This is a genomic window from Mesorhizobium sp. G2-6-1, assembly GCF_055809095.1.
This window is the reverse complement of record NZ_CM147896.1, coordinates 67,879-87,034: the sequence shown is the minus strand read 5'-3', so window position 1 is coordinate 87,034 and position 19,156 is coordinate 67,879. Positions and strand designations below refer to the sequence as shown.

Below are 19,156 nucleotides of genomic sequence, written 5' to 3'. Positions count from 1 at the left end.
GCGGGCCGCCTCCGGCGTAACGATTTGCCTATTTGCAAATGTTCAACGTCCGTTTCCAACTGGCTTTCGCGCTGGCAAGACGGTGAAATCGCGAACATCGGAGAAATCTTCCACGTCCCTTGCGATTTCGATCGGGCTTGCAACATAGTGCATCAGCAACTCGCTGACTGAGCGCAAAGCATCAAGATGAATGCGCTCATAGCCATGCGAGGCGTCGACCCCGAACGTCACGAGAGCAGTACGAATATCGTGACCCGCCTCAAGTGCGGACGCAGAATCGCTGCGATAGTAGCGAAAAACGTCTTTCTGATAGCTGATGGCATTGTCACGGCAGAGCTGCCGGAGTTGCTTCGTGAGGTGGTAATCGAACGGACCTGACTGGTCCGCCATGGCGATGGTCACGCCAAATTCCGAGGAGTTTTGACCGGGTGCCGTCGTGCCATTATCAACAGCGACAAGCGATGCGACCTCAGGCAGGATGACGGAGGAGGCTCCGACGCCCACTTCTTCTGCGATTGTGAACAACCAGTGAATGTCGACTGGTACACGCGCACCAGCGCGCTCGAATGCCTCGATTGTTGCCAACATGATGGCGACACCCGCTTTATCGTCGAGGTAGCGTGAATTGATGAAGCCATTGTCGCTGAATTCGGGGCAGGGGTCGATGCCCACAATGTCGCCAACCTCGATGCCAAGGGCCAGAGTTTCCTGAGTGCTGGTGCTTGGAGCGTCAATACGCATTTCAACAAATGGCCAGCCTGTTGGCTGCGTGTCGATCTCGTCATTGAAAGTATGCCCCGAAGCTTTGAGCGGCAGGATAGTGCCGCGAAACACCTTGCTATTGCTATAGATCGTAGCGCGCGCGCCTTCGGCGAAACGCGCCGACCAGTTTCCAATAGGAACGAGTTCGAGGCGGCCGCCGGGTTTAACGAATTTGACCTGTGCGCCAAGCGTGTCGAGATGCGAGACGATGGCGCGTGCGCCCTCACGCTGGTTGCCCTGGCTAACCGCCCGGATCGCGCCACGCCGTGTCAATTCCGGAGCAAGGCCGAGCTTTTCAAGCTCGCGGCTGCAATAACGAACGACATTATCAGTATAGCCGGTCGGGCTGTCGATTGCCAAAAGGCCTTTCAGCTTGTCGACCAGATAGTCGCAATCAATCAGGGGAGACGTCATAAAGAAACCTTGCTGTCTGCACCGGTATTTCTCCCGGCGCGCATACGCGATTGAGGAAACAGCAGGTCAATGAAGCACTCCGCCGTTGGCCGTGGTTCATGATTGGCAAGGCCTGGCCGCTCATTCGCTTCGATGAAGATGTAGTCGGGTTGTGACGGAGCCTTGACCATGAAGTCGATGCCGACAACGGGGATATCGATTGCCTGTGCGGCAATCACAGCGGCTTCCACCAGATTGGGGTGCACCGTATCGGTAACATCGTGGATCGACCCACCAGTGTGGAGATTGGCAGTTTTGCGCACCAGAACCTCCTCATTCTCTGCCGGAACGGTATCGAGAGTGCGCCCTGAATTTTTGATGCAGCGCCGTGTTTCGTCATCAATCGGGATGATGCTTTCGCCGCCGGTCGCTGCTGCTCGACGGCGCGATTGCTGCTTGATCAGGGCTTGCAAGGTCATCTGGCCATTACCTATCACCGTTGGCGGTCGGCGTATGGCGGCAGCGACCAGTTTATGGTCAATCATCAGTAGTCGAAGATCGTCGCCCTCGAAACAGGACTCAATCAGCACACGGTCGCAAATCTGGCCGGCTGCTTCCACTGCGTCCTTGATTTCATCCGGCTCGGACAGGCCGATAGAAACGCCGCGTCCCTGTTCACCACGGGCGGGTTTGACGACCACCGATTCGTGGCAGGCAAGCAGTTTGCGCAAGGAATGGTCGTCTCCAGCAATGATTTGCTCGGGTACGTTAAGGCCGGCAGAAGCGACAAGCCGGCGCGTCACTGCCTTGTCGTCACATAATGATACGGCAACGCCAGAGGTCATCTCGGAGAGGCTCTCGCGGCAGCGGATGGTGCGCCCACCGTAAGAAAGGCGGAAGAATCCGCCCGGTGCGTCAGTCACTTCGACATGAATGCCGCGTCGATGAGCTTCATCGACGATGATGCGCGCATAAGGGTTGAGCGCGTCATAATCATCGATGGGCGCGGAAAACAGCTTCTCATTGATCGGGTTCTTGCGTTTGACGGCAAAGATAGGAACACGCCGGAAGCCGAGATTTTCATAAAGCCCGATCGCCGGTTCGTTATCATGCAGAACCGACAGGTCGAGATAGCTGGCACCGCGCGCCTGAAAATACTCGGCAAGCCGGCGAACCAGCATCTCGCCTATGCCTGGATGCCGCGATTGTGGATCAACCGCCAGACACCATAGTGACGATCCACGCTCGGGATCGTCGAACAACCTGTGGTGATCGACACCTGTTACAGTTCCAATAATATCGCCTGTGGTCTCTTCTTCGGCGACGAAATAGGTCAGTGAACGGCTGTCGCGCTTGGCCCAGAAGAAGTCGGGCGCAACCGGTACCATGCCGCGCGAGACATAGATGGCATTGACGGCCTTGGCGTCAGCCTCGGACGTCAGTCGGCGGATGAAAAAGCCCTTGGGGCGCCGCCGTCCTGTCCTGTGGGTGGACAAATCAAGCCGGTATGTGTGCGAGGGATCGAGAAAAGCCTCTTGCGGGGCCAATGTGAGAAGGACATGCGGGTCCCGGACATAAAAAGCGATGTCGCGCTGGCCGGGGCTTTCCTTGCGCAATTCATCGACCAGATCGCTATCAGAGCCAAATGTCTGCGAAAACAGAAGTCGTCCCCAGCCGCAGTCGAGAGTGACGGATTTTGGCACGGGGGCGGCAAGTTCTCCACCGGCAATCGTTTCCTGCATGGAATTGACGCGCAGCCGTTTCAGCCGATGGTCGAGCGAGCGTTCCGTTCGGCCGGTTCCCGACTTGTGGCTGGTAGTGCCGCTTTTTGCCATAGTCCTAGATACCATGTGTCTGGAGCCACATTTCAAGCAGGCCAACCTGCCAAAGCTCTGAACCTTGCAACGGTGTGATGTGTTCTGACGGCGCATCAAACAAGGCGTTCAAATAGTCGTCGCGAAACAGATGGCGCTCGCGTGCCGCACTTGAACCCAGTGCATCGCGCACAAGGTCAAGATAGGCACCATCGACATATTTCAATTGTGGAACCGGGAAATAGCCCTTTTTACGGTCGATCACCTCATGCGGAATAATTTGGCGCGCCACATCTTTCAATATGCCCTTGCCATTATCCTTCAGCTTCAATTCGGGCGGGATACGCGCCGCAAGCTCGACCAATTCATGATCGAGGAAGGGTACACGCGCCTCAAGGCCCCAAGCCATTGTCATATTATCGACCCGTTTTACCGGGTCGTCCACCAGCATAACAGTGGAATCCAGCCTCAGCGCCCTGTCGACCGGCGTGTCTGCGCCAGGGCGTTCGAGTTCGGCTGCGACCAGTTCGCGACTATGGTCCCGGTCGCCGATCCAGTCCGGCGAAAGCTGCTTCTTCAGCGTTTCATGCGATCGGTCAAAAAATACGCGAGCGTAATCGTCGACGACGTTGTTGCTATTGGCCAGCGGCGGATACCAGTGATAGCCCCCGAACACTTCGTCGGCTCCTTGTCCCGATTGGACAACCTTGATCCGTTTCGAGACTTCCTGCGAGAGCAGGTAAAAACCGACATTATCGTAAGACACCATTGGTTCCGACATCGCGGCGAAAGTGCCGGGCAATGCGCCCATCAACTGGTCGGAAGGAACAAAAATCTTGCTGTGATCGGTGCCGTATTCGCGCGCAATCAGGTCAGAATAGGCAAATTCATCGCCCTTTTCGCCGTTTGCTTCCTCGAAGCCGACAGAAAATGTCATCAAGCTTGGTTGGCCTGCTTCTGCGAGCAGGCCAACAATCAGGCTGGAATCGACGCCACCAGACAGCAACACGCCAACAGGAACGTCGGCCACCATGCGTCGCTTCACCGCCAGTCTTAGTGCATCCAGAAGGCGTTCGCCCCATTCTTCATCCGATATCGCGAGGTCGCCTTCTGAGCGGCCGAACGGCGCGTCCCAGTAGCGCCGGTCTCGCGCTGCGCCATCTGGGTCGATGGTGCGAACGGTCGCGGGCGGCAACTTGCGCACGCCATTGAGAATGGTACGCGGCGGCGGCACGACCGCATGGAAGCTCATATAGTGGTGGAGAGCGACGGGGTCGATTGATGTGTCGACGTCGCCAGCTTTCAAAAGAGCGGGCAGCGACGATGCAAAACGCAACCGTTTGCCCGTTTGCGATAGATAGAGAGGCTTGATGCCAAACCGATCACGAGCCATGAAGATGCGGCCCGTATCGCGCTCCTGTATGACGAAGGCAAACATGCCGTTGAAGCGTTCGACACATTGGTCTCCCCAAGCGTGCCACGCTTTCAAAATCACCTCGGTGTCGCCGTTTGAGAAGAAACTGTACCCAGCACTCTCAAGCTCCTGGCGAAGCTGCGAATAATTGTAGATGCAGCCGTTAAACGCGATGGTCATGCCAAGTTGGGCATCGACCATGGGTTGCTGGGCTTTTTCGGAAAGATCAATGATGCGCAAACGCCGGTGTCCGAATCCGGCATTGCAGTGAGCCACGATGCCAGATCCGTCGGGGCCGCGGTTTGCAAGAGCGTCTGTCATGTTCGAGATCGTCAAAATTGACGGGCTTGATCCGTCAAAAGTTATTTCGCCGCAGATTCCACACATACGCGGGTTTTGAACCTCCATTGTCAGCCTGTCATGAATGCGCTATTAATTAGGGTGCGAATGATTAGAAGTCAAATAATTCAATGAAAAAAGAAGCCACATTTCCAACACCATCAGACACCATCGCGCCTGAAGAAACGCGCGTACTCCTGAAATCGATCCGAAGAATTGTTCGTGCCAACGATTTGCAGTCGCGTGTGCTGGCCAAATCTACAGGACTCACCGGCCCGCAACTCGTCATTCTCATGGCGATTGCCGAAAAGGGCGAGGTAACGACGCAGGCACTCGCAGATCATGCAGATCTGAGCGCAGCAACCGTCGTCATGGTTTTGGAAAATTTGGAACACCGCGCCATAATTGAGCGCTATCGCTCAAGTGCAGATCGCAGGATTGTTTTCACGCGTCTGACTGAAAAGGGTCATGACTTGGTCAGCAGCGCGCCCGGCCTGTTGGGTACGGCCTTTGCCGAGCGATTCGTGGCGCTGTCAGCGGCAAGGCGCAAGGAACTCTTGTCGAGCATTGTTTATATAGCGGACCTGATGACTGGAACGGCTTGAGACATCGAGGCCCGGCTTGTATCAAAAGGCATTCACTCATTTCGTGCATCTTCCTGGGTCGCTCATCCTCATATAGCAGTCGTGATCAGGTCATCGCAGCGTTTGCGATTGCAAAAAGCATTGACCAGTTTCCCCTGGCTGCGTTCGCGCAAGCAGATCAATGCCTCGTCCATCGTTACATTCTGAGCATCTTCGATGGGGATCTGTACCAGTCGGGTATCTACGCCATATTCGGCAGCGGAAACGAAACCGACTCCGGCACCTGAAGCGACGATCTCGCGCACCGCCTCTCGCCCCTCAGCCTCGATCGCCGGTTGCAGTTGGATGCCTTTGTCTGTCGCGGCATCTTCAAGTTTCTTCCGTGTTTTTGAACCTTGTTCGCGCATGACCAGAGAGGTTGCGTTGAGTTCCTCCAAACTGATTGAAGCTCGTCCGGCCAAAGCGTGCGCGCTCGACACGAACGCGACAATTGGTGTTGAACTCAACAGGACGGACTCGAAATCTCGGCGCGAAGGTATTTCACCCAAGACGCCGATATCGGCATCGTAATTATAGAGGCTTTCGATGACGGTCTCGGTATTGCCGGAGCGCACTGAAACCCGCACGCCGGGATATTTCTCGCGGAACCGGGCAAGTATGTGCAGCAGATGGTAGGCGGAATCGGCCACGATTCGCAGCGTACCTGAGCGAAAGGCCCGCGATTCAGACAACAGTTCGAGAGCCTGCTGTTCGTTGTCGAACAATCTGCGGGTGATTTCCAGCAACCGCTCCCCAGCGGGGGTCATGATGACCTGTTTTTTGCGGCGATTGAAAAGCAACACATCATACTGCTCTTCGAGCTTGCGAACCTGATCCGAGATTGCCGGTTGCGTGAGGTAGAGTTCTTCTGCTGCCCGTGAAAAGCCACCGCAAATAGCGACATAGTGAAAGGCACGGAGTTGAACATAGCGCATCTGAACCTCCCACAAAAACCAACCGCGATCACTTCAATCCAACGCAATCGGTCTGATCGGCATATGGCCGATGATATGTGAAGCGAACTCGCCTCTCACAACTAACAGCATAATTTATGGAATGATACAAAATAACGATTTTACATATAGATCGGTGCGTGGAAAATGTGGATAGATCATTGGTCTTTGCGAAGGATGTTTATCCATGTTGACGAACGACTTGGCCACCTCAAGCGCACCATTTCCGGCACCGGAACTTGGTGAGCCATATCTGTTGACGCCTGGCCCGTTGACCACCGCATATAGCGTGAAACAGGCCATGTTGCGCGATTGGGGTTCATGGGATGCCGAATTTCGGGCGATGACAGCGAAGCTGCGCCACGATCTGCTGGCATTGACCGGCGACCGCGAAGATGTGTTTGATTGCGTGCCGATACAGGGTAGCGGCAGTTTCGTCGTTGAAGCGATGCTTGCCAGCTTCGTTCCAAGGGACGGCAAAATATTGGTGCTCGCCAATGGCGCATATGGGCTGCGTGCCGTAGAGACATTGCGCTATCTGGGTCGAGACCATGTGGTCATCGACAAGGGCGACTACATGCCCCCGCGCGGCGACGAGATAGCAGCCGCTTTGGATGCTGACCCTGAAATCAGCCACGTCATTGTCGTCCATTGCGAGACGAGTTCCGGCATCCTCAATCCTGTCGCCGAAATTTCCAAAACAGTTTATGCGAAGAACCGCAAGCTGCTGGTGGACTCGATGAGCGCCTTTGGCGCGGTGCCGCTCGATGTCAATGACATACGCTATGAGGCGATGGTTTCATCGGCCAACAAATGTATTGAGGGTGTGCCGGGGTTCGGCTTTGTCATTGCGCGCAAAGATGAGCTTGAGGCGTCCAAGGGGCGCAGCCACTCGCTGTGCCTTGACGTTCACGCGCAATGGGCGGCGATGAACAAGACAGGCCAATGGCGTTTTACACCGCCAACCCATGTGGTTGCAGCTTTTCTGGAAGCGCTGCGCATTCATAGTGAAGAAGGTGGTGTTGCTGCCCGTGGCGCACGCTATGCCCGCAATCGCGATGTAATGGTTGATGGCATGCGCACTCTCGGTTTTGAGACGTTGCTTAAGGACCACTGGCTTTCGCCGATTATCGTGACCTTCTTCAATCCGGCGCATCCGAAATTCGAGTTCACCCGCTTCTACGAACTGATGAAAGCCAAGGGCTTCATCATCTATCCCGGTAAGCTGACGGTTGTGGATTCTTTCCGCATCGGCTGCATCGGGAGAATGGACGAACATGTGATGCGCCGTGTGGTCGAAGCAGCGCGTCTGTCTCTTGCTGAAATGGGCGTCGATAGTGCTGCACCTCCTGCAGACGCGATTGCCGAGCGCGCGAAACTAGCCGCCTGAACGGCGCAAGAACATTTAATTGGAAGGACGAAGAATGACCGAGACCTCGCACACCGCCGTGAGCGCCAATGGCCGCGACTATCCCTGGCCGCGCGTGACCGCGATTGCGATCTGCCTTGATGGCTGCGAGCCGGCCTATCTGGAGGAGGCGATCAAGGCCGGCCTTATGCCGACTCTCAAGCGCATGCGCCAAACCGGCACTGATCGGTTGGCGCATTCGGTGATACCGTCCTTCACCAATCCCAACAATATGTCGATTGCCACGGGCCGTCCGCCAATCGTGCATGGCATTTGCGGCAATTATCTCTACGACCCGGAAACGGGCGACGAAGTCATGATGAACGACGTGCGTTTTCTGCGCGCGCCAACCGTCTTCAAACAATTTTACGATGCTGGTGCTCGTGTTGCGCTGGTTACGGCCAAGGACAAATTGCGCGCCCTGTTGGGGGCTGGCCTCTCATTTGATGAAGACCGGGCCAAGTGCTTCTCGGCAGAAAAATCAGCGACGACCACCATTGCCGAACATGGTCAGGACAATGCTGCCGAATGGCTTGGTATGGCCCAACCCGATGTCTATTCAGCCAGGCTCAGCGAGTTTGTGTTCGCCGCTGGTGTCAAGCTGCTGCGCGAGTGGAAGCCCGACGTCATGTATCTGACCACGACGGACTATGTGCAGCACAAATATGCGCCAGAACACGCCGAAGCCAAGTCATTTTATGAAATGTTCGACAAATATCTGGCTGAACTGGACGCTATGGGAGCGGCCATCGTGGTGACGGCAGATCATGGCATGAAGCCCAAGCATCTGGCCGATGGATCACCAGCGGTCGTCTATGTGCAGGATTTGATGGACACATGGCTTGGCAAGGCAGAGGCGCGCGTGATCTTGCCCATCACTGATCCATATGTCGTCCATCATGGCGCGCTTGGTTCGTTTGCAACGGCGTATTTGCCATCAGGTGCCGACAAGGCCGCCATCATTGCAAAGCTCAAGGCCGTCGACGGGATCATCCTGGTCGTTGACAAGGAGGAGGCAATCAGGCGTTTTGAACTCCCCGGCGACCGCATTGGCGACATTGTCATGATCTCCGGCGAGAACATGACCATCGGCACATCGGCGGACCGTCACAACCTTGCGGCCTTGAACGAACCGTTGCGCAGCCACGGCGGTTTGACGGAACAGGAAGTGCCTTTCATCGTGAACCGGGTCATCGCCCTTCCGGCAATGCCTGTTTTGCGCAATTTCGATGCATTCTTCTACGCGACCACCGCTGCTGCTTTGTAAGGGGACAGACTATGGGAAATTCCCCTATTGCGATGCGCCATGAAGCGATGCGGATTGCCGGGAGGAAGGTGGACACCAAGGATCGCGTGCCGGTTTTCTATCCCTATACGGATGAGCAGATCGGATCGGTTCCAGCCGGAACCGCCGAGCACGCGCGAGAAGCCTTTGCCATTGCCGCCAGCTATCGCCCTACGCTGACGCGTTATGAACGCCAAAAAATCCTTCTGAATGTCGCGGCCATCATCAATGACCGCAAGGCTGAGCTTGCGCCAATCATTACCGCAGAACTTGGCATCTCGATATCGGACAGCCTTTACGAGTGTGGCCGGGCCTATGATGTCTATACGCTCGCCGGCCAGATGTGCATTCACGACGATGGCGAAGTCTTTTCGTGTGACCTGACCCCGCATGGCAAAGCCCGCAAGATTTTCACGACGCGTGAACCGCTGCGCGCCATCTCCGCCATCACACCCTTCAATCACCCTCTCAACATGGTCAGTCACAAGATCGCGCCAGCGATTGCGACCAACAATTGCATGGTCGTCAAGCCGACGGAACTGACACCGCTGACGGCAATCTGGTTGGCTGACGCGCTCTATGAAGCGGGGCTTCCGCCGCAGATGCTGTCGGTCGTGACAGGATGGCCCGGTGACATCGGTGACGAGATGATTACCAATCCGGACTTTGATCTGATCACGTTTACCGGCGGCGTTCCCGTCGGCAAGATGATCGCAGCCAAGGCGGTCTACAAGCGCCAGGTGCTGGAGCTGGGCGGCAACGACCCGTTGATTATCTGCAACGACCTCGATGATGCGGACCTCGTCAAGGCCGCCGATCTGGCTGTTGCAGGAGCCACCAAAAATTCCGGGCAGCGCTGCACGGCGGTAAAACGCATCCTGTGTCAGGAAAGCGTTGCTGATCGTTTCGTTGCGCTGGTGCTGGAACGGGCAAAGGCGATCACCTTCGGTAATCCGATGGACTCGAAAACGGCATTGGGAACCGTGGTTCATGCCAAGGCTGCCGAGACTTTTGAAAACCGGGTACATCTGGCCGAAGCGAAAGGCGCAGCCATTCTTTACAATCCGGGACGAAAAGGCGCGCTGCTGCCGCCGATCGTGGTGGATCATGTTGACCATGAGAGCGAACTGGTGATGGAAGAAACTTTCGGCCCGGTTATTCCGATAGTCAGGGTGCCTGACAATGACGATCAAACCATGGCCATTTCCAACTCAACTGCCTTTGGCCTTTCTGCCGGAGTTTGCACCAACGATTGGCACCGGATGCAGCACTATATCTCGGGGCTGGTTGTCGGCACCGTCAATATCTGGGAAGTTCCTGGCTATCGCATCGAGATGTCGCCTTTCGGCGGCATCAAGGACAGCGGCAACGGCTACAAGGAAGGCGTGATCGAAGCGATGAAGAGTTTCACCAACGTCAAGACATTTTCGCTGCCTTGGGGATAGCGGTTCGGTTGATGATGGGCGAACATACAATCAGGGCGTAACTTGCGGGTTTCGCATTGGTTTGCCGCGAGGGGCCGCAGTATGAAGGCAAAGATCACGCACATCGAGGGTGAATCGAACACCTCTGAGGCCCGCCGCCTCTGGGCCGAAAACCACGCCGATGCTGCCACGCGCAGCCTGCTTGCACGCGATGCCGATGCCTTTCTTCATCAAAGCCTGTCCAGTCCCTGCGTGTCGACGATTGCCAAAGCCGAAGGCATCTGGATCGAGGATACGGCCGGGCGAAGATTCATGGATTTTCACGGCAACTCGGTTCATCATATCGGCTATGCTCATCCTCGCCTTGTCGCCGCCATCAAAGCGCAACTCGATGATCTGAGCTTTTCTCCACGCCGGTTTACCAACGAGGTGTCTGTTGAACTGGCCGAGACGCTGGCGGCCATGACCCCCGGCGATCTGGGAAAGGTGCTTTTTACGACCGGTGGCACGGACGCCAATGAGGTTGCGTTGAAGATCGCACGGGCCGCAACCGGGCGCTTCAAAACCATCAGTTTCTGGGATTCTTTTCATGGTGCAGGCTTTGGCGCAGCAAGTGTGGGGGCGAGGCGACATTCAGATCCGGCATTGCCGGCCCGCTGCTTCCTGGCACCGAGCATGTAGCTCCCTTCAATTGCTACCGCTGCCCTTACAACCATCCGGGCCCGGAAAATTGCGGTCTGGCCTGCGCAAAAATGGTCGAATATGTGCTTGAGCGGGAGGGCGATGTGGCTGCTGTGATTGCCGAGCCGATGCGTGCCGTGCCAACAGTTCCGCCTCCGGGGTTCTGGCGCATTGTACGCGAAGCTTGCAACCGGCACGGTGCTTTGCTGATTATGGATGAAATCCCCACCGGTCTGGGCAAGACCGGGCGCGATTTCGCCTTTCAGCATGACGATGTCGTTCCCGATATCGTAACGCTGGGCAAGGCGCTGGGCGGCGGTATTTTGCCAATTGCTGCCGTTATTGCCCGGCGTGATCTCGACGTGTGCGGCGACTATGCGATTGGCCATTATACCCACGAGAAGAACCCGGTGACCGCGCGCGCCGCGCTGACGACACTGGCTATCATCAAGGAAGAAGGGTTGACTGAGCGCGCCGCAGAATTGGGTGCTTACGCGATGCAACGTTTGATGGGGTTGTTTGATCGAAGCCCATATGTTGGCGACGTTCGGGGCAGGGGTGTGATGTTTGGCGTGGAAGTCGTAGAGGATCGTGACAGTCGCATACCGGCACCTGAGCGGGCTGAACGCATCTACTACCGGTGTCTGGAAGCAGGCTTGAGCTTCAAGATCAGTGCTGGAAATGTCTTGACCCTCTCACCGCCGATGATGATTGCGCGCCAGGACCTCGATCATGCTTTGAGTATTGTCGAAACGGCCATTTGCGCCGAGACAAACTGAATGAGCCTGTTTGCCTTGTCGCTCGTATTGCTGGCAGCGCTGCTGCACGCCAGTTGGAACGCCATGCTCAAGGTGGGCAAAGATCGCGCGGCGGTGTTGGCTGCGGTTTCGGCAACGCATGCCATTCTCGGATTGATCTTCGTCTTGAATGTGCCCGCACCTGCCATTGAATCATGGCCGGCAATCTTCATTTCGACCGTTGTTCACTACGGCTATTATGTCCTTTTGTTCTACGCCTATCGGTATGGCGACCTGTCGCAGGTCTATCCAGTTTCGCGTGGGTTGGCACCAGTTATCGTGGCGTTCTCGGCATTTTTCCTGATCGGCGAAACACTTGCGCCACTAGGGTGGGCAGGTTTGGCTGCCGTCTCGTTGGGAATTGGCGTACTGGCTTTGCAAAAGGGGCGGCTGGAGCCGGGCGTTGGCCAATTCTATTGGCCTGTCTGTTGGGCATCTGCATTGCCACATATTCGGTGGCCGATGGTATTGGTGTGCGCCATTCCGGTAGCCCGCTTGGCTACATGGGATGGCTGTTTTTGTGCGAAGCGCCGGTCCCATTGGCCATTGCCCTGACACGCTTGAAGAGGGGCGGTCGGTTCGACACAAAAACCATCGCAACCGGTATGCTCGGTGGCGTATTTGCTGTCACCGCCTACGGATTGGTATTGTTTGTTTCAACGTTCGCGCCACTGGGTGCCGTTTCGGCCGTGCGTGAATCAAGCGTTGTCATTGCAACGCTGATCGGCATCGTGATGTTTGGCGAGCGGCCTGTAGGTGGAAGGCTGATCGCAGCGACGCTCGTTGCCGCCGGTGTCATTGCGCTGGCTGCGTCGGGCTGATCTATAATTATTTCTTTGCTTTTCATAAAATAAATAGATTTTACTTACTGATGGCAAGTTCCCAAACTCCAAAATGGAAGAGGTGCCGAAGTCATATGGTGACTGTTGTCGCCTTGTCACATTCGGTCGCTACCACCCGACGGGTTCGGATCACGGCGCCAGCCATGGTCGCGCATGTCGCAACAAAGCATCTGCTAGTGCAGAGACAGGGGAACCACATGGTCAATAAGAAATCACTGCTCCTAGGAGTACTCGCTGCCGCACTCTATTCGAGTGCGTCCTATGCCGCCGATACCGAACTGACTGTCTATTCGGCGATTGAAGCGGAAGATCTCGCGCGCTACGCCGAGACTTTCAACAAGGAACATCCAGACATCAAGATCAACTGGGTTCGCGATTCAACTGGCGTTGTTACCGCCAAGCTGTTGGCTGAAAAGAACAATCCCCAAGCCGACGTGGTCTGGGGACTTGCCGCAACGTCGCTTCTGGTGCTCAAGACGGAAGGCATGCTCGAACCCTATGCGCCTGCCGGGTTGGACAAATTGAGCGCCAATTTCCGCGACAGCGATACGCCGCCATCATGGGTTGGCATGGACGCCTGGGTTGCGGCCGTTTGCTACAACACGGTCGAAGGCGAAAAGCTGGGTCTGACCGCGCCGACAAGCTGGATGGACCTTACCAAGCCGGAATACAAAGGCCATGTCGTGATGCCGAACCCGGCCTCGTCGGGCACTGGCTTCCTAGATGTGTCGAGCTGGTTGCAGATCTTCGGTGAGGACAAGGGCTGGGATTATATGGACAGCCTGCACGACAACATCGCCGCTTATACACATTCAGGCTCGAAGCCGTGTAAAATGGCTGCGGCGGGCGAAACCGTGATTGGTGTCTCATTTGCCTTCCGTGGTGCAAAATCCAAGGCTGATGGCGCACCGATCGACATCATCCTGCCGAAAGAGGGCGTTGGCTGGGACATGGAAGCCATCAGCATCGTTGCTGGCACAGCCAAGGAAGAGGCTGCCAAGACGCTGGTTGATTGGGCGATCTCCAAAAAAGCCATGGAAATGTACAATGTCGGCTATGCCGTTGTTGGTATTCCCGGCATTGCCAAGCCTGTCGAACATTTTCCGGCAGATATCGACACCAAGATGATCGACAATAAGTTCGAGTGGGCTGCAAACAACCGCAGCGCCATCCTTGAAGAGTGGAGCAAGCGTTACGACTCCAAGTCGGAGCCGAAGGGCTGAGCGAGGCCAATAGTCTCGAAACGGGTGCTGCGCGACTGCGTGGCACCTGACCCTCTCCATAATCTTCAACCGGATGGTTTTATGAATGCTGTGAAAATGCACGAGCATACGCCAACCCCTGCCGGCGAGGCCGATATACATCCGGCCAGCGAGCCTTACTTGCAGATCAGGAGTTTGTGGAAGGCTTTTGGCGATTTCCTTGCTCTCAAGGATGTTTCGCTCGATATCGCACAAGGCGAATTTGTCTGCTTTCTCGGCCCGTCGGGGTGCGGCAAGACCACGCTGTTGCGCACGGTTGCCGGTCTTGACCCACAGACGCGCGGAACAATCCGCCAGGGCGACGTCGATATTTCAAGCCTACCCGCCTCCAAGCGGGACTATGGCATCGTGTTTCAGTCTTATGCCTTGTTTCCTAACCTGACGGTTAGAAGGAATATCGCCTTCGGGCTTGAAAATACCGGACGCCCCCGTGTTGAGATAACCGCGAGAGTGAAGGAACTTCTCGAACTTGTCGGTTTGCCGGAACAGGCGGATAAATATCCGGCCCAGCTCTCAGGTGGTCAACAACAACGCATCGCATTGGCGCGCGCCATTGCTATCAATCCGGGTCTCTTGCTGCTCGACGAACCATTGTCGGCGCTGGATGCCAAGGTGCGCGTTCATCTTCGTCACGAGATCAAGGAATTGCAGCGCAAGCTTGGCGTCACTACGGTAATGGTGACGCACGATCAGGAAGAGGCGCTGTCGATGGCGGACCGGATCGTGGTCATGAACCACGGTGTTATCGAACAGGTCGGCACGCCGACCGAAGTCTATCGCCACCCCGACACGCTGTTTGTAGCTGATTTTATCGGCGAAACCAACAAGGTGGCCTCAAATTTCGCCAAGGGATCGGTCAAGATTGGTGATGTCGTCCTGAAGACCAGCGCAAAGGGGATTGAGGAGGGTGCAAACGTCACGGTGGCGGTGCGTCCTGAAGACATATTGCCCCATGCCTTGAATGACGACCGCAGTGGCGCTGAAAATGTACTTCCTGCGACGATCACTGACATGGAGTTCCTGGGTTCTTATTGGCGTACCCACCTGCGCAGCAATGCACTGGCGGGAACGGCGCTTGTCGCGAATTTCTCGATGAATGCGGTGCGTCGGTTGGAATTGAAAACAGGCGTGGACCTCAATGTTGAACTTCCCGCCGAGCGCGTGCTCGTGTTTGGACGAAAAGCATGAGCGTGGTCGATGGCGCAACTGCTCTGCCGCCGGGACGTCCCGTCAAGCTCGGCATAGACAGCGACGGCGCGATCAAGCGCCTGTTCATGGGTATCATCGCGCTCTATCTCATTGTCGCTCTGGCATTGCCGATCTATGCGATGCTCTCCAAATCATTCGTGACATACGCCTTCGATCTCGCCCGCTACGAGTTCCAGGTCAGCGACGGCGCGGGCAACTGGAGCGAACCCGCTACCGGGTCGGCGTTGAATGCCGAAAATAGCCTGATATCAGCAGAAAATCTGCACTCGAGTTCCGATGGCCGCCTGTCGGTGACCGACCTGTTCCCTGATTTTAATTTCCGTAGTCCGGTCAAATACCGCATACGCGGAACTCAGGCCGATGCGCCCTATCTGGTCGGGTTGAATCTTCAGAATTCCACGGAATGGCGCGAATATGACAGCGCCACATTCAGGCGCATTAATTTGAGACCGGTACAGTCGGTCGGAACGCAGAACTATAGCGAATATTTTTCGAACCCAGTGCTGTTTTCTTCGATCGAGAATTCGCTGTTCATCGCAACGGTCAGCACGGCCTTGACGGTGTTTTTGGCGTTTGGTTTTGCCTACGCGATGAATCGCAGCCGCATGCCGTTCAAGGGTACGTTCCGCTTGATCGCCATGATGCCCATACTGGTACCGTCGCTACTTCCGGGTATCGCGTTGATCTATCTGTTCGGCAATCAGGGCTTGCTCAAGGAATTGCTGATGGGCCAGACGATCTATGGCCCTCTTGGCCTCGTCATAGGCTCTGTCTTTTTCACCTTTCCCCATGCGCTGATCATTGTTTCGACGGCGTTAGCGATCTCGGATCAGCGCCAATATGAAGCCGCAGAAAGTTTGCGCGCCAGTCGCTGGCGAACATTCTGGACAGTTACGGTTCCGGGCGCGCGCTATGGTTTGATTTCGGCGGTTTTCGTTACATTCACGCTGGTCATCACCGATTTTGGTCTGCCAAAGGTAATCGGCGGTCAATATAATGTGCTGGCAATCGACATCTACAAGCAGGTTATCGGCCAGCAGAATTTCGAAATGGGCGCGGTCGTCTCCGTAGTTCTTTTGATACCGGCGGTATTGGCTTTCGTTGTCGACCGGATGGTACAGAAGAAACAGGTGTCGCTGTTGTCGGCCCGCTCGGTGCCCTTTCAGCCAAGGCCGAACCGGCGGTTTGAAATGGCGTGCCTGGCATGGTGCAGCCTGATGGCGGTGTTCATCATCGGCATCATCGGGGTTTGCCAACTCGCCGCGCTTGTCAAATTCTGGCCTTATGACATGAGCCTGAGTTTGAAGAATTATGCCTTCGATAGAATGGATGGCGGTGGCTGGGCAGCCTATTGGAACTCGATCAAACTGGCCGGCTTGACAGCCGTGATCGGCACGGCGGTAATCTTCACCGGCGCTTATATGGTGGAAAAGATCGACGGGTTTAAAACGGGAAGGGGCGTTTTCCAGTTTCTTGCCATGTTGCCGATGGCGGTGCCGGGAATGGTGTTGGGGTTGGCCTATATCTTCTTCTTCAACAATCCCTCTAATCCCTTAAACTTCATCTACGGCACGATGGCGATCCTTGTCGTTTCCACCGTGACTCATTTCTACACCGTCGGCCATTTGACCGCGCTGACAGCATTGAAGCAGATCGATGCGGAGTTCGAGCCGGTCGCCAGTTCTCTGCGCCAGCCGTTTTACAGGCTGTTCGCGCGCGTTACGGTGCCGGTTTGCCTGCCAGCAATCCTTGATATCTCGATCTATATGTTCGTCAATGCGATGACGACTGTTTCGGCGGTCGTGTTCATCTACTCCACCCATACGGCACTGGCATCAGTTGCGGTGCTAAATATGGACGATGCCGGCGATATCGCGCCTGCGGCGGCGATGGGGATGATGATATTCTATACAAATGCAGGTGCTCGGATTCTGCACGCCGTTGCCTCGCGTGGCATTCTGGGGCGCACCCAGGCCTGGCGTCGGCGATAGAGTGGGATAAGGAAGGTCGGCACGCGCTTTCCTTATCCCCGTATTTCAGCGGAGATATGCGACCAAAACATATCCGTTATCTCAGCATTTTCACGTTTGTGATTTCATTTTCGGGTTTGCATAATTCGGCAATTGAACCGAGGTTTCGCAGGAAATTTGAACTTGCAGTCTGCCGCACATGATGGTGGTGGCACCGAAAGATATGTGATTTGCTTCGTCGCTTTTCCCTTATGAAAAAAAATTCCTGCTAGTTGAATTTCTATTTTGAACCTGATACCAATTTCGTCAGGTGCAATCACAATGGGGTGGCCGTCATGTGCGGTATTGTAGGACTCTTCTTGAAGGACAAATCGCTTGAGCCCCAATTGGGTGCAATGCTGTCGGAAATGCTGGTGTCGCTGACCGACCGCGGACCCGATAGCGCGGGCATAGCGATCTACGGTGCGTCGAAAGCCGGTAGCGGCAAGATCACCATTCAGTCGCCAGCCCCGCAAGATGATTTTCCCGGTCTTGCCAAGGCATTGAGTGAGAAGATTGGTGTCGAGGCAAAGGTCACCGTAAATTCGACACATGCAGTTATCGATTTGCCTACCGCGAAGATCGCTCAAGCGCGCGATGCCCTTTCCGAGTTGCGCCCGTCGGTGCGCGTCATGGGCTCGGGCGATGCCGTCGAGATTTACAAGGAAGTCGGTTTGCCGGAAGAAGTAGTCAAACGCTTCGATCTGACGAAGATGACAGGCACGCATGGGATTGGCCATACGCGTATGGCAACGGAGTCTGCCGTCACCACGATGGGTGCGCATCCGTTTTCGACTGGCCCCGACCAGTGCCTCGTTCACAATGGTTCGCTGTCGAACCACAACAATATGCGGCGCGAACTAAAGCGCGACGGCATGAAGTTTGAAACTGAGAACGATACTGAAGTTGCCGCAGCCTATCTGTCGTCAAAGATGGCGCATGGCAGCAATCTGGGTGAAGCCCTTGAAGGGACGCTGAGCGATCTGGACGGTTTCTTCACTTTCGTGGTCGGCACCAAATCCGGCTTCGGCGTTGTGCGCGATCCTATCGCCTGCAAGCCGGCAGTCCTAGCGGAAACCGATCAGTATGTCGCTTTCGGATCTGAATATCGGGCGCTTGCAATGCTTCCGGGCATTGATGGAGCCAAGGTCTGGGAGCCCGAGCCGTCAACCGTCTATTTTTGGGAGCATTGAGGCCATGCATACTTCGACCCTTGCAACAGCTGAAGTGTCACGCAATTCTGGCCAAGCGCCGGTAGTATTCGATCTTGCCAAAACGCCGCTGCGCGAACTCAATCAGGCGCTGCACAATATTCAGGATGGATCGAATGAAACCTCTTGGGAAATCCTGAACCCGGATGGAGGCCATGCGGTTGCCGCCGGCGTTGACCAGCCGATCGCGGTCGATATCCGTGGCAGCGTTGGCTATTATTGTGGTGGTATGAACAGCGAAGGCACCATCACAGTGCACGGTTCAGCCGGCCCAGGCGTCGGTGAAAACATGATGTCGGGCGAAATCGTCGTAAAGGCTGACGCCAGCCAGTATGCCGGAGCAACGGGCAGGGGAGGTCTTCTGGTTATTGAAGGAAACGCCTCGTCGCGTTGCGGTATTTCGATGAAGGGCATCGACATTGTCGTGCATGGCAATGTAGGTCATATGTCGGCCTTCATGGCGCAATCAGGTCATCTGGTCGTGCTGGGTGATGCCGGCGACGCATTGGGCGACTCCATTTATGAGGCAAAGCTCTTTGTCCGCGGCAAGGTTAAAAGCCTGGGTGCCGATTGCGTTGCCAAGGAGATGCGACCTGAACATATCGCCAAGCTACAGGAGTTGCTCGACCGGGCTGGAGTGAAGGGCATCAAGCCGGAAGAGTTCACCCGCTATGGTTCGTCGCGCACGCTCTACAACTTTAACATCGATAACGCTGCTGCGTATTGAGGC

At 55.7% G+C, this 19,156-nt stretch carries 17 protein-coding genes; 13 read left to right on the top strand and 4 right to left on the bottom strand.

What is annotated here, in order from left to right; genetic code table 11:
- Positions 1 to 42: 42 nt before the first annotated feature.
- Genes AC0L7S_RS00385 through AC0L7S_RS00375 form a run of 3 tightly spaced genes read right to left on the bottom strand, consistent with a single transcriptional unit; the run spans position 43 to position 4,770 of the window.
- Positions 43 to 1,176, bottom strand: coding sequence for an osmoprotectant NAGGN system M42 family peptidase (locus AC0L7S_RS00385; protein ID WP_473472585.1), 1,134 nt, complete (start codon positions 1,174 to 1,176; stop codon positions 43 to 45).
- The gene (ngg, locus tag AC0L7S_RS00380) at positions 1,173 to 2,990 is read right to left on the bottom strand and encodes an N-acetylglutaminylglutamine synthetase (protein ID WP_473472584.1); all 1,818 of its coding nucleotides are present in this window, start codon (positions 2,988 to 2,990) and stop codon (positions 1,173 to 1,175) included. The genes AC0L7S_RS00385 and ngg overlap by 4 nt, the downstream gene beginning before the upstream one ends.
- 4 nt (positions 2,991 to 2,994) lie before the next feature.
- Entirely contained in the window at positions 2,995 to 4,770 is a 1,776-nt protein-coding gene (locus AC0L7S_RS00375; protein ID WP_473474377.1) for an N-acetylglutaminylglutamine amidotransferase, read from the bottom strand.
- An 83-nt stretch (positions 4,771 to 4,853) separates the two neighbouring features.
- Here AC0L7S_RS00375 and AC0L7S_RS00370 point away from each other — a divergent pair, with 83 nt between their 5' ends.
- Entirely contained in the window at positions 4,854 to 5,327 is a 474-nt protein-coding gene (locus tag AC0L7S_RS00370) for a MarR family winged helix-turn-helix transcriptional regulator (protein ID WP_473472583.1), read from the top strand.
- Between the two features lie 68 nt (positions 5,328 to 5,395).
- On the opposite strand, the gene AC0L7S_RS00365 is transcribed toward AC0L7S_RS00370, so the two are convergent.
- Positions 5,396 to 6,280: a LysR substrate-binding domain-containing protein gene (locus tag AC0L7S_RS00365; protein WP_473472582.1), complete on the bottom strand. Its 885-nt coding sequence runs from the start codon at positions 6,278 to 6,280 to the stop codon at positions 5,396 to 5,398.
- A gap of 205 nt (positions 6,281 to 6,485) precedes the next feature.
- Here AC0L7S_RS00365 and AC0L7S_RS00360 point away from each other — a divergent pair, with 205 nt between their 5' ends.
- The 12 genes from AC0L7S_RS00360 to AC0L7S_RS00305 all read left to right on the top strand — a co-directional run bounded on the left by AC0L7S_RS00360 (position 6,486) and on the right by AC0L7S_RS00305 (position 19,153).
- The gene (locus AC0L7S_RS00360) at positions 6,486 to 7,688 is read left to right on the top strand and encodes a 2-aminoethylphosphonate--pyruvate transaminase (protein ID WP_473472581.1); all 1,203 of its coding nucleotides are present in this window, start codon (positions 6,486 to 6,488) and stop codon (positions 7,686 to 7,688) included.
- 34 nt (positions 7,689 to 7,722) lie between these two features.
- Positions 7,723 to 8,973 (top strand): phosphonoacetate hydrolase, encoded by a 1,251-nt coding sequence (phnA, locus tag AC0L7S_RS00355; RefSeq protein ID WP_473472580.1) that lies wholly within the window; start codon positions 7,723 to 7,725, stop codon positions 8,971 to 8,973.
- A gap of 11 nt (positions 8,974 to 8,984) precedes the next feature.
- The gene (gene phnY / locus AC0L7S_RS00350) at positions 8,985 to 10,436 is read left to right on the top strand and encodes a phosphonoacetaldehyde dehydrogenase (protein WP_473472579.1); all 1,452 of its coding nucleotides are present in this window, start codon (positions 8,985 to 8,987) and stop codon (positions 10,434 to 10,436) included.
- Between the two features lie 81 nt (positions 10,437 to 10,517).
- Positions 10,518 to 11,096: an aminotransferase class III-fold pyridoxal phosphate-dependent enzyme gene (locus AC0L7S_RS00345; RefSeq protein WP_473472578.1), complete on the top strand. Its 579-nt coding sequence runs from the start codon at positions 10,518 to 10,520 to the stop codon at positions 11,094 to 11,096.
- Positions 11,097 to 11,167: 71 nt separating this feature from the next.
- Positions 11,168 to 11,875 (top strand): aminotransferase class III-fold pyridoxal phosphate-dependent enzyme, encoded by a 708-nt coding sequence (locus tag AC0L7S_RS00340; RefSeq protein ID WP_473472577.1) that lies wholly within the window; start codon positions 11,168 to 11,170, stop codon positions 11,873 to 11,875.
- Entirely contained in the window at positions 11,876 to 12,448 is a 573-nt protein-coding gene (locus AC0L7S_RS00335) for an EamA family transporter (RefSeq protein WP_473472575.1), read from the top strand.
- Positions 12,349 to 12,714 (top strand): EamA family transporter, encoded by a 366-nt coding sequence (locus tag AC0L7S_RS00330; RefSeq protein ID WP_473472573.1) that lies wholly within the window; start codon positions 12,349 to 12,351, stop codon positions 12,712 to 12,714. The genes AC0L7S_RS00335 and AC0L7S_RS00330 overlap by 100 nt, the downstream gene beginning before the upstream one ends.
- Positions 12,715 to 12,932: 218 nt before the next feature.
- A complete protein-coding gene (locus AC0L7S_RS00325) occupies positions 12,933 to 13,958 on the top strand; it encodes a putative 2-aminoethylphosphonate ABC transporter substrate-binding protein (protein ID WP_473472572.1) in 1,026 nt (341 codons plus the stop codon).
- Positions 13,959 to 14,054: 96 nt separating this feature from the next.
- The gene (locus AC0L7S_RS00320; RefSeq protein ID WP_473474376.1) at positions 14,055 to 15,185 is read left to right on the top strand and encodes a putative 2-aminoethylphosphonate ABC transporter ATP-binding protein; all 1,131 of its coding nucleotides are present in this window, start codon (positions 14,055 to 14,057) and stop codon (positions 15,183 to 15,185) included.
- Positions 15,182 to 17,197 carry a putative 2-aminoethylphosphonate ABC transporter permease subunit gene (locus AC0L7S_RS00315; RefSeq protein WP_473472571.1) on the top strand — a complete coding sequence of 672 codons (2,016 nt, stop codon included), beginning with the start codon at positions 15,182 to 15,184 and terminating at the stop codon, positions 17,195 to 17,197. The genes AC0L7S_RS00320 and AC0L7S_RS00315 overlap by 4 nt, the downstream gene beginning before the upstream one ends.
- 314 nt (positions 17,198 to 17,511) lie before the next feature.
- Complete coding sequence (locus tag AC0L7S_RS00310; protein WP_473472570.1) at positions 17,512 to 18,408, top strand: class II glutamine amidotransferase; 897 nt, start codon at positions 17,512 to 17,514, stop codon at positions 18,406 to 18,408.
- Between the two features lie 4 nt (positions 18,409 to 18,412).
- Positions 18,413 to 19,153: a GltB/FmdC/FwdC-like GXGXG domain-containing protein gene (locus AC0L7S_RS00305; RefSeq protein WP_473472568.1), complete on the top strand. Its 741-nt coding sequence runs from the start codon at positions 18,413 to 18,415 to the stop codon at positions 19,151 to 19,153.
- Positions 19,154 to 19,156: the final 3 nt, after the last annotated feature.